The organism is Neochlamydia sp. AcF84 (assembly GCF_011087585.1).
Taxonomy (GTDB): domain Bacteria; phylum Chlamydiota; class Chlamydiia; order Chlamydiales; family Parachlamydiaceae; genus Neochlamydia.
Map to the genome: position 1 here is coordinate 1 of NZ_VJOT01000050.1, position 14,007 is coordinate 14,007.

The 14,007-nt window shown below is 38.0% G+C and carries 15 protein-coding genes, 1 tRNA gene and 1 pseudogene; 6 read left to right on the forward strand and 11 right to left on the reverse strand.

What is annotated here, in order from left to right; all coding sequences use genetic code 11:
* Positions 1-694 precede the first annotated feature (694 nt).
* On the reverse strand, positions 695-1,939 hold the full coding sequence (locus tag NEOC84_RS05565; RefSeq protein WP_166156389.1) for an aminopeptidase: 1,245 nt from the start codon (positions 1,937-1,939) through the stop codon (positions 695-697).
* A gap of 97 nt (positions 1,940-2,036) precedes the next feature.
* Between NEOC84_RS05565 and ndk (NEOC84_RS05570) the strand changes: the two genes are divergently transcribed.
* Together ndk (NEOC84_RS05570) and ndk (NEOC84_RS05575) are read left to right on the forward strand one after the other, a co-directional pair.
* On the forward strand, positions 2,037-2,471 hold the full coding sequence (gene ndk / locus NEOC84_RS05570; protein ID WP_166156392.1) for a nucleoside-diphosphate kinase: 435 nt from the start codon (positions 2,037-2,039) through the stop codon (positions 2,469-2,471).
* A gap of 73 nt (positions 2,472-2,544) precedes the next feature.
* Positions 2,545-2,994 (forward strand): nucleoside-diphosphate kinase, encoded by a 450-nt coding sequence (ndk, locus tag NEOC84_RS05575; protein ID WP_166156419.1) that lies wholly within the window; start codon positions 2,545-2,547, stop codon positions 2,992-2,994.
* 130 nt (positions 2,995-3,124) lie between these two features.
* Here ndk (NEOC84_RS05575) and lptB read toward each other — a convergent pair whose 3' ends face one another.
* From lptB to NEOC84_RS10165, 6 genes are all read right to left on the reverse strand, one after another.
* Positions 3,125-3,865, reverse strand: a complete 741-nt coding sequence (lptB, locus tag NEOC84_RS05580) for an LPS export ABC transporter ATP-binding protein (protein WP_166156395.1) — start codon at positions 3,863-3,865, stop codon at positions 3,125-3,127.
* Entirely contained in the window at positions 3,858-5,315 is a 1,458-nt protein-coding gene (locus NEOC84_RS05585; protein WP_166156398.1) for a hypothetical protein, read from the reverse strand. The genes lptB and NEOC84_RS05585 overlap by 8 nt, the downstream gene beginning before the upstream one ends.
* A gap of 83 nt (positions 5,316-5,398) precedes the next feature.
* On the reverse strand, positions 5,399-6,184 hold the full coding sequence (locus tag NEOC84_RS05590) for a hypothetical protein (RefSeq protein WP_166156401.1): 786 nt from the start codon (positions 6,182-6,184) through the stop codon (positions 5,399-5,401).
* Between the two features lie 66 nt (positions 6,185-6,250).
* Positions 6,251-7,072: a 3-deoxy-8-phosphooctulonate synthase gene (gene kdsA, locus NEOC84_RS05595; protein WP_166156404.1), complete on the reverse strand. Its 822-nt coding sequence runs from the start codon at positions 7,070-7,072 to the stop codon at positions 6,251-6,253.
* Positions 7,021-7,608 carry a 2-amino-4-hydroxy-6-hydroxymethyldihydropteridine diphosphokinase gene (gene folK, locus NEOC84_RS05600; RefSeq protein ID WP_242678208.1) on the reverse strand — a complete coding sequence of 196 codons (588 nt, stop codon included), beginning with the start codon at positions 7,606-7,608 and terminating at the stop codon, positions 7,021-7,023. Before folK ends, kdsA begins: the two co-directional genes overlap by 52 nt.
* 81 nt (positions 7,609-7,689) lie before the next feature.
* Positions 7,690-7,851: an ATP-binding protein gene (locus NEOC84_RS10165; RefSeq protein ID WP_347566654.1), complete on the reverse strand. Its 162-nt coding sequence runs from the start codon at positions 7,849-7,851 to the stop codon at positions 7,690-7,692.
* Between the two features lie 460 nt (positions 7,852-8,311).
* Here NEOC84_RS10165 and NEOC84_RS05610 point away from each other — a divergent pair, with 460 nt between their 5' ends.
* Both NEOC84_RS05610 and NEOC84_RS05615 read left to right on the forward strand, forming a co-directional pair.
* Positions 8,312-9,361 carry a Fic family protein gene (locus tag NEOC84_RS05610; RefSeq protein ID WP_166156407.1) on the forward strand — a complete coding sequence of 350 codons (1,050 nt, stop codon included), beginning with the start codon at positions 8,312-8,314 and terminating at the stop codon, positions 9,359-9,361.
* Positions 9,362-9,879: 518 nt separating this feature from the next.
* Positions 9,880-9,952, forward strand: a tRNA-Arg gene (locus tag NEOC84_RS05615).
* 590 nt (positions 9,953-10,542) lie between these two features.
* On the opposite strand, the gene NEOC84_RS05620 is transcribed toward NEOC84_RS05615, so the two are convergent.
* From NEOC84_RS05620 to NEOC84_RS05635, 4 genes are all read right to left on the reverse strand, one after another.
* Positions 10,543-10,800 (reverse strand): KH domain-containing protein, encoded by a 258-nt coding sequence (locus NEOC84_RS05620; RefSeq protein WP_039386287.1) that lies wholly within the window; start codon positions 10,798-10,800, stop codon positions 10,543-10,545.
* A 620-nt stretch (positions 10,801-11,420) separates the two neighbouring features.
* A complete protein-coding gene (locus NEOC84_RS05625; RefSeq protein WP_166156409.1) occupies positions 11,421-12,353 on the reverse strand; it encodes an RluA family pseudouridine synthase in 933 nt (310 codons plus the stop codon).
* 65 nt (positions 12,354-12,418) lie between these two features.
* On the reverse strand, positions 12,419-12,763 hold the full coding sequence (locus tag NEOC84_RS05630) for a hypothetical protein (protein WP_166156412.1): 345 nt from the start codon (positions 12,761-12,763) through the stop codon (positions 12,419-12,421).
* A gap of 6 nt (positions 12,764-12,769) precedes the next feature.
* The gene (locus tag NEOC84_RS05635) at positions 12,770-13,039 is read right to left on the reverse strand and encodes a hypothetical protein (protein WP_166156414.1); all 270 of its coding nucleotides are present in this window, start codon (positions 13,037-13,039) and stop codon (positions 12,770-12,772) included.
* Between the two features lie 171 nt (positions 13,040-13,210).
* On the opposite strand from NEOC84_RS05635, the gene NEOC84_RS05640 reads away from it, so the two are divergent.
* Positions 13,211-13,471: a hypothetical protein gene (locus NEOC84_RS05640; protein ID WP_166156417.1), complete on the forward strand. Its 261-nt coding sequence runs from the start codon at positions 13,211-13,213 to the stop codon at positions 13,469-13,471.
* A 29-nt stretch (positions 13,472-13,500) separates the two neighbouring features.
* A pseudogene (locus NEOC84_RS05645) lies at positions 13,501-14,007 on the forward strand (hypothetical protein); the annotation flags it as partial.

Below are 14,007 nucleotides of genomic sequence, written 5' to 3' on the forward strand. Positions count from 1 at the left end.
TTTGTAATGATTTACTTGTAAAGAAAATATAGCATTTTTTGATATAAAACTCTCCTAAAATATTGTCTCAGGGCAAAAAGGCTTTAAATCATGTTGAACTATCTATGGCAAAAGGTGGAGGGAAGTGCTGCATAGCTGTATCGAAACTCTTTATCGACAAGGAAAGTCTATTCTAGATTTTCTAGCAGACGCTATCCATGCAGCTCGTACCAAGCAACCCATACCTTCTATTATCTAAAAAACCTTTTATATCCCGTGACCGCTTACCTTTTACCTAGGAAATTTTAAAAACAAAGTTGCCGCTAAAATTATAAATAAATGCTCGTGGAAAAAAAGCTCTAGTTGCGAAAAAGCAAAAATTTAGCGAAGTAAATGAAATCCACCCACTGCAAGGCTCTGCTAGAAAAAAACATTCAGGATAAACCTCTTCATTTAATCTATCCAGAATAGCTCACTGCGGTTACTCTGCATCCATGTAAAAAAGCCCTGTAAGCTAGAAAGACTAAAACCGCCAAAAAAACGAAAGTAAAATTTCTATTTAAAGTTGCTAGCTTATCCTTTTTTGTTATTTTTCTTGCTTAGTTTTACATTTTACAAAAGATAACTTAAGGAAAAGTTTTAAACCTTTTCTATCAAATGTCAAACATACCTTCTTGCTATTCCTCTCTCTTAATTTAGATTGGCGGCTACCCATTTACAACCCTTGCATCCATTGCCCTTTGCAGATCAACTTAACCTTTTTACCTTCATAGGTAGTTGCCTCCACATCTACATGCTCATCCGAAATCATCATGTCGACATGTACGGTACTTACATTACATCCTATATCTGCAAGCTGCTCAGGCGACATTAAAGGGCCTCCATCTATACACATACTATAGGCAAAACCCACGGCAATATGGCAGGCGGCATTTTCATCATACAAGATTTCTTCAAATATCTTACCCGTTTGGAATATCGGAGAGTCTGTTCCTACTAAAGCCACCTCGCCCAAAAAGCGAGAGCCTGCATCGTTATCGATATATCTTGCAAAATTTTCTTTCCCTTCACTAGCCTCAAAATGAACAAGCTTGCCTTCTTTAAATTCCAAATGCAAATCTTTAACTATTTTACCATTCACAAGCACAGGACGCGTAACTTTTACTTTACCAGTGGTTAGACGATAATCAGGCGTAGTGAAGCACTCCTCTGTGGGAATATTAGGCTCAAATTCCCCTCTAGGTCCTTGGCTTCCCCCTCCCACAAACAGAGCTTGCGGGCTTAAAAAAACCTTTAGATCGGTATCTGGGCCTGTAAAATGCAATTCGCGAATTTTCATTTTAGTCAGGTGCTTAGCACGTGCTTGCAAGATACTATTATGTGTTTTCCATAATTCAAGGCAGTTAGGTTGATCAGCCCGGCAAATTTTGAAAATCTGCTCCCATAATGCTTCACAAGCTTTTGCTTCCTCAAGTTCAGGAAAAACTTTTTTTCCCCATTGCGGCGTAGCTGCTGCGGCAACTGTCCACTGAACTTTCGACTTACTTACCCCCTCAGTATAATATTTTTTAAGAGCTTTAAAATTACTATTGGAGAGAGTGTTAATTTTTTGAGGATTTAAATCTGTAAGGTTATCGGGAAGTTCACTACCAATCAATCGTAAGACAGCAGCTCCTTCTTTTACAAATTCTTCATATTTTTGGCTAAGATAGTGAGGCACATACGCTAGATCATCGTCTTCTATCGAATCCAAGAGGCGAGTTCTTATTAAACGAGGCTCAATAAAATCTACATTCACATGCTTGGCTCCTCGGCGATAAGCTATTTGGCAAAGCAGATGGGTAAGCTCACGATGGCAAATTTCTGCTGTAATGTTAACAATCTGTCCTTTTTGTACATTTAAGCCATGTTCTATCAGTAACTGGGCATAAGTATAGAGTTTTTGTTTAAAATCCATCATTTTTTTAAGCCTCAAAATGGTTTAATAGTGTGTATTTTTTTCAAGTTTGCTATACTACCTTTTATTTAATAACCTTTAAAGGAGGAAATAAAGAAGAATGACATCACAAGAACGCACACTCTCCATCATTAAGCCAGATGCTGTAGGTAAAAATCAGATAGGTGAAATCCTTGCTCGCTTTGAAAAAAATGGGTTAAAGATTGTGGCTGCTAAAATGAAACATTTAAGCCAGCAGGAAGCCGAGGGGTTTTATGCTATTCATAAAGAGCGTCCTTTTTTTAAAGACCTTGTTAGCTTTATGATTTCAGGTCCTGTACTCATTACGGTATTAGAAGGTAACCAGGCTGTCCTTAAAAACCGAGAAATTATGGGAGCTACTGATCCCAAGAAAGCCTCTCCAGGCACTATTCGTGCAGATTTTGCCCACTCCATCGATGAAAATTGCGTACATGGTTCAGATTCTGCTGAAAATGCTCAAACCGAAATTAACTATTTCTTTAAAAGCACTGAAATCTGCCCTCATACCCGTTAAAACTATAAGGACATTCACTATGTTAAGGACGACCCTATTTTTTCTATTTGCTTGTTTAACTCCTTTTTCGCTAATGGCTGCGGATGTTAATCCTTCTCCTCAACAGACTTTATCTATGATAAAGCCTGATGGTATCGCGAATAAGCATGTAGGTGAAATTATTGCACGTTTTGAAAAAAATGGCTTACAAATTTCAGCTGCAAAAATGCTCCATTTGACTGCCGAGCAAGCAGGTCAATTTTATGCAGTCCATAAAGATCGCCCTTTTTACAAAGATCTTATCAACATGATGAGCTCCGGGCCTGTCATGGTGATGGTACTAGAAGGCGAAGATGCTATAGCTAAAAATCGTCAATTAATGGGTGCCACTGACCCTTCTAAAGCTGCTGCTTCCACTATTCGTGCAGATTTTTCTAAATCCGTCACAGAAAATACTGTCCATGGGTCAGATTCAGTAGAAAATGCTAAACTAGAAATTGCTTTCTTCTTTAAACCTGAGGAGATTGTCAATCCTATTAAGTAAGCATCTGTAGACTTTTACAATAAGGGCACGAAATTAAAAGCGGAGATAGAAGGGTTAAACCTTGGGTTTTATCCTTTTTTCCCTGCTGCCCTTTTTTTAAGATTTAATGCCTAGCAGCTCTATCGGCCTTTTATAATTTAAAATCCTCTCCAAGGTAGGTACGACGGGCCTGCTGATCATTAACTAAAGTATCGACTGTTCCAGATAGGATGACTTTTCCCTCGCTCACTAGATAGCTACGATCGACAATGGAAAAAATCTCGCGGGCATTATGGTCTGTAATTAAAATGCTGATATTTTTCTGCGCTAGATGTGAAACCATCTGCTTGACTTCTTGAACCGATAAAGGATCAATATTCGCAAAAGGCTCATCGAGCATTAAAAGGGTAGGATCGGTCACAAGGGCTCGAGTAATTTCTAAGCGACGTCTTTCCCCGCCTGAAAGCGCTATAGCTTTTTTCTTGGCTAAAGGTTCAAGATGAAGTTCTTGTAACAACTTTTCCAAGCGTAATTTACGCTCTGCTTTAGTTAAGGGCAAGCACTCTAAAATGCACATAATGTTTTCTTCAACAGTTAGGTAACGAAAAACAGAAGGCTCCTGAGCTAGATAGCCCATTCCCATACGTGCGCGCATATGCATAGCAGAACGGGTGACATCATATTTATTAAAGGATACAGTGCCTGCATCGGGACGTATAAGCCCTACCGTCATATAAAAAGCCGTGGTCTTACCTGCTCCATTAGGACCTACAAGTCCTACGATTTCTCCTTTTTTAACATAGAAAGATAGGCCATTAACGACTTTACGCCCATTATAACTTTTCTGAAGATCCTGAACCTCTAAACATATGTTATGCTCGTTATTATGCATGACTTAAGATACCTATACCTATTTTTTCTTCAAAAGCTGGAAACCGTTCTTGCAACATCTTGCATTCCTTTTCTATCAAATTAAAACGAACATCGCCTATTCCTTGTACTCTATCTTTTTTCGTATAAGGATCTTTTAGCACTTTTACAGAAGGCGCACTAATCTGCAAATGATTAGATCCATCAAGAAAAAGCACGCGCTTTCCATAATCCGATAAAAATAACATTTCTTGGGTCTCTATATTATATTCTAAACGATCAGATAGGGCTAGATGGGAAAATTGCTCTTGCTTTTCTTTGTCATTAGCCTTGCGTTTGAGTAACCAAATGTTACCCTTAAGAAATAATTTTACCGGCTTTAGCTGCTGGGCAATTTCATCATAATAAATAAAAGCTTCATCCGCATATATCTCACCCATAGCGCCTGTAAAATGCACCTGCTGGCCCTTCATAACGTGGGCATTAGCATCTCGTGGGCTTTCCAGATGAGCCTGTCTTAACTTTCGATCCACTGTAAGCTTATGATAAGTAGAAAGAGTATAATCTAGGCCTTTTGTCTTATCTTGGTAGTTTAAAACCGAAGGACCTCTACATTCAATCAAACTCACTTGCTTGCTTGCATTTATTGGCTGCCTAGAGATATAAACCTTTTCGGGAGTTGTTAATTTGCCTAAACCTAAATAATCAATTTCAATTTGCTGGTATAAAGTAAGAATATCTTGTTGCTCATCCCAGGTCATGGCCGCACAGGAAAAATTTATTCCATAGGCTGGCTCATTGGCGGTACCTGTATAAAGAGAGCCGCTAGGTTTATCAAACTCTAATTGCCGCCTAAAAACATCCCAGTCAATTTTCTGGGCATTGATAAAATCTCCTTTGGGATTACTTAGGCGACAAATTCCTGATGATTTATTAGCTTGCAAAGATAAGACCCCCACCCTATTAGTTTGCGCGGTGTTTCGCTTATCTGGAACAAAGGGTGACTTTGTTCTTTTATAGGTTCCATGATCAGCTTGTGCGAAAATTTCATGATTGTAACTGATAGTCACGTTAGGAGAGGCGGAAATTTCACTTATAGCAAGAAAAGATTTTCCCTCTTGTTCCTGCCGTTGCAGATAGATGGTCAGTTGATGGCTTTTAATTTCTAGAGGTTTAGTGAGAAGGGAAGCTTTCTCTTGAATGTTTTCTTTATAAACAACATCTTCATGGTTGGGACCATTCAAAAATTTTCCTACCAAGTTCTGAGCGTCTATTTCGGCTTCCGAGCAGCTCATCTGTCCACCGTCTTGCAAGGCAATTTCAGCCCCCTGGACTATTTTAAGGCGAGAAAAGCTCCTTTTCTTAGCCTCTTTTGTTGGAAAAATAATTATCTCTTGAGCATTCACCTTTCCTAACTCATGCTCAAGGAACACTTTGCCGCTTAGATGAACTAATTCTCCATTGTAATGCATACTTTCTGCTTCAACACTCAAAGGTGTTGATTCTTCAGCAAGCAGGCAATTGAAAAGAAGGCAAAATAAGAAGAAATATTTTCTCATAAAACTCTACCGTTTGGGCCAAAAAGTTTAGCTTTAAAGTGATGGGCTTTTAAATGAAAAGCTTCTTCATCGCCTTTCAAAGAAAATTCGACTTTGTCTGCTGTTCCTTGCATTAAAATTTTTTCCTGTTCGACTACTTCTTTGAGTTGATGACCGGCTATCGCATACTGTTTCATTTTTACTTTTTTAGCTATTAGAAGATCTTTTTTATAATGATACTCGGCTGTCTCTGCCTCTATGAAGCGTAAAAGTTGCATAGGACGCCATTCCAACCTACTTTCTGGAGACCAGGAAAAGGAAAGAGAAGGAGCATGAGCGGAACGTAGACGTAATTGCCCATCAGGTTGCAAAATAGCTTCCCGCCCATCAGGAAGAAGGTAATAAAGCTCTTCTTGCATCAAGCATTTAACATTTTGCATATGTTCTACTACCTGTGGATGAAGATCTTGCTGCTTTAAAAGCAGCTGAGCAGCATCTGCTATTAAACGCATGTGCAAACGCTCACCTCTTTTATAAAAATAGATATCCTTTTGTACACCTTCTCTTTCCTGGCGTGCTGTATAAGAATTTAGCTGCATGGCAGACTTAGAAGATTGAGAGGCGGCAATCAGCTGACGATATTCTAGCTCGTCTTTTTCATTCACATGCCCTATTTGCCAAGCTATTCCGCTTAATAAGGCTACCATAAGCAAAATGATCAGCGCAAAGTGAGGAGAAAGCAAAGAGACACGCTGACATTTAGGTGAGAATGCAAGAGGAGAAAAAAAATGTTTTTTGACCATCGACTTAAGTTTCTTTAATTGATATAAGCTTTAAAAGCTTTTTTTAGCATGCTTAAGAAATAAGAGTTAGGAGCTCTGGATCAAATCATATAATTTTTCTAGTATAGTTAGCAAAGCAGGTAAATCTTTAAAATCTAAAACAGAAGAAGCATCACTTTTTGCCTTCACGGGATGAGGATGCGATTCCATAAACAAGCAATTAGCACCTGCACTGATAGCGGCTTTGGCTAAGATAGGAATAAACTCTCTTTGTCCCCCTGATTGATTTCCTAACCCTCCAGGCAATTGTACTGCATGGGTAGCGTCAAAGCACACGGGCACGCCAAATCCCTGCATGATAGGGATCGCTCGCATATCACAGACTAGATTGTTATAGCCAAATGTAGCTCCGCGCTCAGTTAAGATAATGTTTTCATTGCCAGCCGCACGGAATTTCTCTACCACATTAAGCATATCCCAAGGAGCCATAAACTGCCCTTTTTTTACAGTAACAGGAATTCCTGTTTGGGCAGCTGCGTTAATAAGATCGGTTTGCCTACATAAAAAAGCAGGAATCTGAATTAGATCACACACTTGACCTGCTGCCTTTGCTTCTTGGGGCGAATGCACATCGGTCACAATGGGTAAATCGAGTTCTTTTTTCACTTTTTCTAAAATGCGTAAACCTTCTTCCAATCCGGGTCCGCGAAAAGATTGGTAAGAAGAGCGGTTGGCCTTATCATAGCTAGACTTATAAATAAGATTAATATTGTGCTTAGATAATAAGTTTTTAAGCGCTTCTGCCGTTGCTAAGCAATGTTCTTCACTTTCGATGACGCAAGGGCCTGACAAAATAGCTAAGGGTTGCCCTTTACCGATAGAGAATTTTTTAAAGGGTACAGTCTGCATAAGTTTTTCCTTGATATTTCTGAAAGTGGGGTGACAGTTTCTTGATGAATATTAGGAAATTCTTGAAGATATTTCCTTACATTAAAGGGCTCTAAAGGTTTAGCTCGGCCCGGTTGAGGAACAAATAAGTGAGTGACCAGGTCAGCTAAAGGAGCTATAACAAAAAGCCTTTCATGCCAATAAGGATGAGGAATTTGTAGATCAGGTTCATTCACTATTTCCCTTCCATAAAATAAAATATCTAAGTCCACTCTTCGAGGAGCTTCTTTAGGCTTTGCTTGCTTGCCTAAGCTTTTCTCAATAGACTGCAACTGTCTTAACAGCTCTTGAGGTAAAAGCGTTGTTTTAAAGCGACAAACAGCGTTGATATAAAATCTTTGAGAGATAGAGCTTACAGGTGTTGTACAATAAAAGCGAGAAACCTCTAAATCGTAAATACTAGAAAGAGCAGCCATTTTTTCTATAGCATGGGATAAAATCGCATAACTGTCTCCCACATTGCCTCCTAAACCCACAAAAACTTCTGGCAGATGCATTTCAACCTTAATGGCTTTAGAAAATTTATTGTATTCTAATCATAAGGATCTCCCTTAAATTTATCCAGCAAAAATGCTTTTCTACTGATATTGTTGAGCCCATTCTAAAAGTAGGCGAGTTTTTCCCACCCGCCTTCTTCCCCAAATAACGGCCATTGCTGCTTCCTTGCTATTAGCTAGGCGATTCAAGCGAGACAGCTCTTGCTGTCGATTAATAAATTTTATATATACTCTTTTGCTTATTAAACATTATGCTCAAAAACATAATGTTTAATAACATAATTTTCCCAACATCTATTTATTCACATCCTTTCAGGCAAAAACAATTTTCTCGTCATTTACGAATTTTAAGAGGGAAGCTATTCCATTAACTCCACGGCTTAGCTCATGAGTGGAAAATTGAGAAATTTTATTAAATTGCCGATTTTAAAATGATAAACCTTCCTCAAGCAAGAACTAAAGCTAAAAAATTTCTTAAAAGAATTGCTGGTAGGTTAATAGAGAAGCCCTTTCAAATTTCTATCACTTAAACAAAAGGTAGCAAGCTAAAAATTTACATGTTTTTTTAAGCCTCTTTTTATTTTATAAAGCCTTGATTATATCATCTATCACAAGCAGCACCTTAAAAATAGAATAGAGTGAGAAATTTATTGCCAGCTGCTCATTTTTATGACACAATTAGAGAAAAGGTGTCATTAAAAAATTGCCATTTCATCCTCATTTTACTATTACTATCCCATTAGCATCCGCTCTTACAGCGATTGAACGAACACGAGGTTTTTTAGAAGCTGCTAAGCTTTCAGAGAATTGGTTATCCAAAATGCAAGCTCGTGCACTAATTTTGGAAGCTCATCATACTACTCATCTAGAAGGGACTCACTTGAGCCTCGATCAGTCTAAAAAGCTGCTTTCCGGGGTGAAAATGTCGGATGTTAATTCTGAAGACGTAAGGGAGTTATTGAATTATAAAAAGGCTTTTGATTTTGTTGCTGACTATGTTTTTTCCCACGGAGCCATTACTGAAGGCTTGATTGGAGAAATTCACAAACGCTTAGTCGAAGGTGTGCGAGGAAATAGTGCTCAACCAGGCCACTACAGAACCATTCAAAATTACGTAGCTAATTCAAAAACCAAAGAAATCATTTATACTCCCCCTGCACCCTATGATGTTCCCCTACTCATGGCTGAACTAGTCGATTGGTTACAACATGAAGAAAAGATCCCTCCTGTGCTGTTAGCTGGAATTGCCCAATTTCAGCTAGTTCATATCCATCCTTTTCTAGACGGTAATGGCAGGACAGCTCGGCTGCTATCCACCTTATGTCTTCATCGGTCGGGATATGATTTTAAAAAGCTTTTCACAATTAGCGAATATTATGATCGCAATCGACAGGAGTATTATCAAGCCATCCAGTCTGTTAGAAACAATCATATGGATATGACAAGCTGGCTGGAGTATTTTTCTACAGCATTGGAGACACAAATGCATGAAATCCAACTTAAAGGATCTCAGGCGATTAAATTGGATATTTTAGCCCTAAAATATAAACTGTCTGAAAGGCAAAAACAGGCCCTAGAAATTTTACTTGAAGCAGAAAAAAAGTTTACTATTCAAGAATACGAATTGCTCTGTCCTAACATTAACCGACGTTCGCTCCAACGAGACCTTTCCCATCTGATAGAAATGGGGTTGATTTTACAGGAAGGGATCAAAAAAGCTACCCATTATAGAATTAACCCTTACCTAGAATAATCTTTTACGACATTTTTATGACATTATTTATGACAAAAAATCGTAAAATCAGTCATATAAAAAATGATAGGAGCGGATAATCCCTCTCTTTGCTTCCTTTATAAAAACTTTTTCGTCTTAAAGAGAATGTTAAAAAAAACAACTGTCTATACTTTTCTTTAAAAAAGTTTTTATTATATTGATGAAAAAAAGTATATAAATGCGCTTCAAAAAATTTAGCCTGCATAGCCAATAGTCTGAAAGATGCCTCTCTACTTAGCAAAAAAGATTTTATAAAGCAGGGGGGGCATAAAGAGTAGCTCAAAAGCGTGTAACTCCCTCTCTTTTCAATTAAGCTATTTCTCTAAGCTTATATTCCTTGCCATTAAAAGTGCAAAAGACCCGGTTCTAGAGATGAGAGGTGTGGAGAAAAAAATAAGAGCTTTTACCAAACACTTCTTTCCATCTTTATTTGACGTTTTATCCATTTGAACTTGAAAATAAGGTAGAGATTGCTGTATTGTTTTATTACTTGTTTTGGACTGATAGCTCAGTGGATAGAGCACCCGCCTTCTAAGCGGGTGGTCGTAGGTTCGAATCCTACTCGGTCCAATCTTACTCCCCCCCCCCTCCATTTTTCTTGAATCTTTGATTGCATGATAAGTTTTGTAAACAAGCATTTTGAATTCTATGCAATAATTTTTTACTAATAGGCTTTTAATACGCTTTCGAGCAACTTTTTATGTAGTCATATACTTGATAAAAAGCTTGTTTTTACGAGTAGAGTCAGCCTGGAAAAAGGTTAATTTCTTTTTTGGTTATGTAGACGTAGTTTCTTTAAAGGGTATAATCTACTCTTTATGTTACCAGGTGCTTTATAAGGCCCCTTTTCCAAACAAAAAGGACATCTTTCAGAAGGGTGGGCAGGCAGGCTAAGTTTTCTTAAAACGTATAATTTAAGAATAATCCTAACAGAGTGGCAAGCAAGCACCTAATTGAAATAGAGGAGAAATTGTAAAGGCAAAATCTCAGAAAGCCTGATAGATAAGTTTAAAGAATGGTTGTAAGTGAAGTCACAAAACATTCGACTAGCAAATTCTTACAAAAGCTAAAGAAGCATTTGCTTTTGCTGCTAGCTAAAGCGGATGATGCCGAGTAAAGGAGGGATAGCCCATATAACAAACTTACCCTCCAGCTTTTATTTAGCCTTCCTGCTTAACTGGATTACCATCTTCAAGTATTTCCAGATTCACACGAATGCCATTGCGGCTAGCCACAGACATTAAAAGAGTACGAATGGCATTAATCGTTTTACCTTTTTTACCAATGATTTTTCCTATATCAGATTTTTCAACCGATAGTTCAATAATCAGAGTTTGTGTTCCACCAATCTCATTAATTTTTACCTTGTCAGGATGGTCGACCAGATTCTTGACTATGTATGCTACAAATTCTTTCATAGTTCGATCCTTTTTCAATATGTATATTTGACAAAAGTTTTCCAAATTTAGACTTGCATGGCCCTTATTCTGCCCTTACATTTAGGGTATCCCAATTATTTTTATAAATCTACATAAAACTTGTATATCTATTAAAGGAGTAATTTATAAAAAAAGCTTTGGTTACCCCCTCCTAGGAAAGCGCCTCTTCGCTAAGAATGAGCCTCTCCTTAATTAAATCAATTGGCTTGCGATTGCCAACTTTAAAGGGTTGAACATCTATCCCCTTTCCTTTCTTATTTTAGCTAGAAAGCTTCCATGAATAAATTTTTGCTGAAGGCAAAGAAGCAGCCTTAGAGAAGCTGGCCTTCTACTTTTTTTGTAATCTCTATAGAGAAAACTGGCTAATCATTAAAGCTTTCCTTTTGATAGTTAACTAGTTAACGCTTTTTTCTCCCCTTTTTACCTTAAAGCCTCTTAGAAAGTAAATTTGCCTGCCAGCTGTTTTATTCACTTCACTTCGATCCTTTTAATGGGTGAGTCAAAGCCCCTGTTCTTTTTAAATTTTCTAGCCATTTTTCTCTTAAGTTTTGATGCTAGCTTTTTCGGCTCTCTACAGTCGCAGTTTTCCCCGCCCCTGCTTATTTCACTAACTTTTCCACCCACACCCTCATATCCGAAGGTATGTCTGCTTTAAAACTTAAAAAGTGGCCTTTAATGGGGTGCTTAAATTGAAGAATATGGGCATGAAGAAGTTGTCTATCAACGCCATATTTTTTATTTATCGGAAGGTTTCCATAGATAGGATCACCCAAAATAGGAGCGCCTACATGTTGCAGGTGAACCCGTATTTGATGCGTCCTGCCGGTTTTTAAATTGACCTGTACTAAGCTAAAAGGACCGGAATGATTTTTGGTTTCACACACGCTAATGGCCAGACGTCCTCCCTCTTCTAGAACCTTCATCTTTTGTCGGAAAATAGGATGTCGTCCAATAAAGTTTTTAATTTCCTGACTACCAGGATTACCTAAGCAGATAGCTAAATATTCTTTATAAATTTCTCGATTAGAAAACATTTCAATTAAACGGGTATGAGCCTCAGTAGTTTTGGCAGCCACTAGTAAGCCGGAAGTGTCCTTATCTAAGCGATGAACGATACCCGGACGAGGATAAAGCTCCTCTACCTGATTTTTTGGTAGATTCTGGCAATGATAAATGAGGGCATGTACGAAGGTACCAGTAGGATGACCAGGGGCAGGATGTACAACCATACCTGCCGGTTTATTGACCACAATCAAATCTTTATCTTCGAAAATAATATCTAAGGGAATAGCTTCAGGTTGCAGTCCAATTTCAGGAGTAAGGATATAATGGATATGGATTTCGTCATCTACTGAGGGTCGATAACGTTTTTTGACTACTTCGCCATTAACAAAAATTCTTCCCTGTTCTATTAAATATTGAAAATATGTCCGAGAATGTACGCCTAAAAAACGCTGGGAAAGAATTTTATCCAAACGTTCTCCCTTTTCCTCCTCGCGGATTATAATACATTCACTTTCATCGTTTTTCATGCGAAACTTATATTTATTGGAGGAAAATCGCCTTAACAGCTAATGAAAATTTCTATAGCTTTTTTTTAAGCTTTCCTTTTTTTGTTCTTATAAGAAATAACCGGCGGGGTAACTTCCTTTTGAGGAAGGGCAAATAAGACTAGATTAGAAGGAGTATAATGGTAATCAGGGGCTAGCTTCTTTAAGAGGCTAAAAATATGAGCTTCTAAAAGCTCTAATTGCCCGACATTTTGTTCGTTACTAACAAATTTGCCTATATAGCGCTCTTCTTGATAAGTGACTTCTTCTAGATATCCACTGCCTGGCTGAAGGAAGAAATGAAGGTATTCAGGAGTATTTTTTTCTAAGGCCCTTGCCAAGGCATCATCTATTAAAAAGCCAAGAAAAAGTGAGGGGATAATAAAACTCATTATTATTTATTGTTGGCTGCGGCCTTTTCTAAGAATCTCTTTAAAACGCTGTTGGTGTTTTTGCATGCTATTGCAGATGTTCATGGCTAAGCCTTGCATCATAGCCTTATGCATCTCTGGAGCCTTTTCTTTAAGATCAGACATGCTGCTAATAGTTGCAAATCGTTCACTATTTTGTGGGGAAGCGCCCATAGAGGAAGGTGTGGTAGAGGAAGAAGTATTCATAGCCTCTGCAGCAGTGGCACTAGGGGCTGCCTCGGATTTTTCTACTCCCATATTTCTCCTTAAAAATTTAAGTTTATTTTTCCTAATTCATAATTATAGCAAAAAAATGAAGAATTTACCAAACAAATTAGCATTAAACTTTCTTAAGGGGTGTAATTAAAAGTGTTGGCAAGATAAGGAGGGATTAATACATACTGAAAGCGTAGCAAAAGGAGGTTGCATATGCTTAACGAAGAAGAAGTTAATAAAGTATTTAATCGCTTAAAGAATCATCCCAACTTATTAGAATCCATTAGAGAATTATTAGATATTACCGAAGGAGTTAAAGGAATAGAAGTGGCGGATGATGCTGAATTTGCTCTTATTCCCGAAGTTAGAGGCTTAGGGAAAAAATGCCTTGAGGATTGGGCAAAGCATCAAGTCAATGAACAAGAAGCCAAGGCTCAGGAAATGAAATTAAGACAGCATTCCAAAAAAAACTAAGTTGGCATACGACATTTGGGATAGTAGGTATGGAAGAGAGATGCTTCCTACGAGCAGGAAAATTGATTAGACCCTTTTCCTTTTCTTCCAAGGTTAGATGCAGAGGATATTCTTTACCATTAGAGCGAGCAATAACTGACTTTGGAGCAGATATTGCGTTTGGAAAAGTAGGGGAAAAGATGAAGGAGCATTATGGAATTGAAGCTCCTTCTTCTATGGTTAGATTGATTACCCAAAAGCATGCAAGCAAAATAGCTAAGCTAAAAAAAGAAGCGGTTAGTCAAGAAGCAATCATTATCAGTGAAACAGATGGGAGCATGGTACCGATTGTGGAGATAAATGAGGCCGACAAACAAGCAAAAAAAGATGCAAGAAAAGCAAGAAAAGTTTGTTGGAAAGAAGTCAAACTAAGTTTGGCAAGAGGCAAGGACAAAACCAACCGCTTTTATGCTGGTAGTATTGGAACGGCAGAACAAGCAGGTCAACAGATGCTAGAATGTGCTCTTATAGCGGGTCTGAAAGAAGGCAGCTATGTG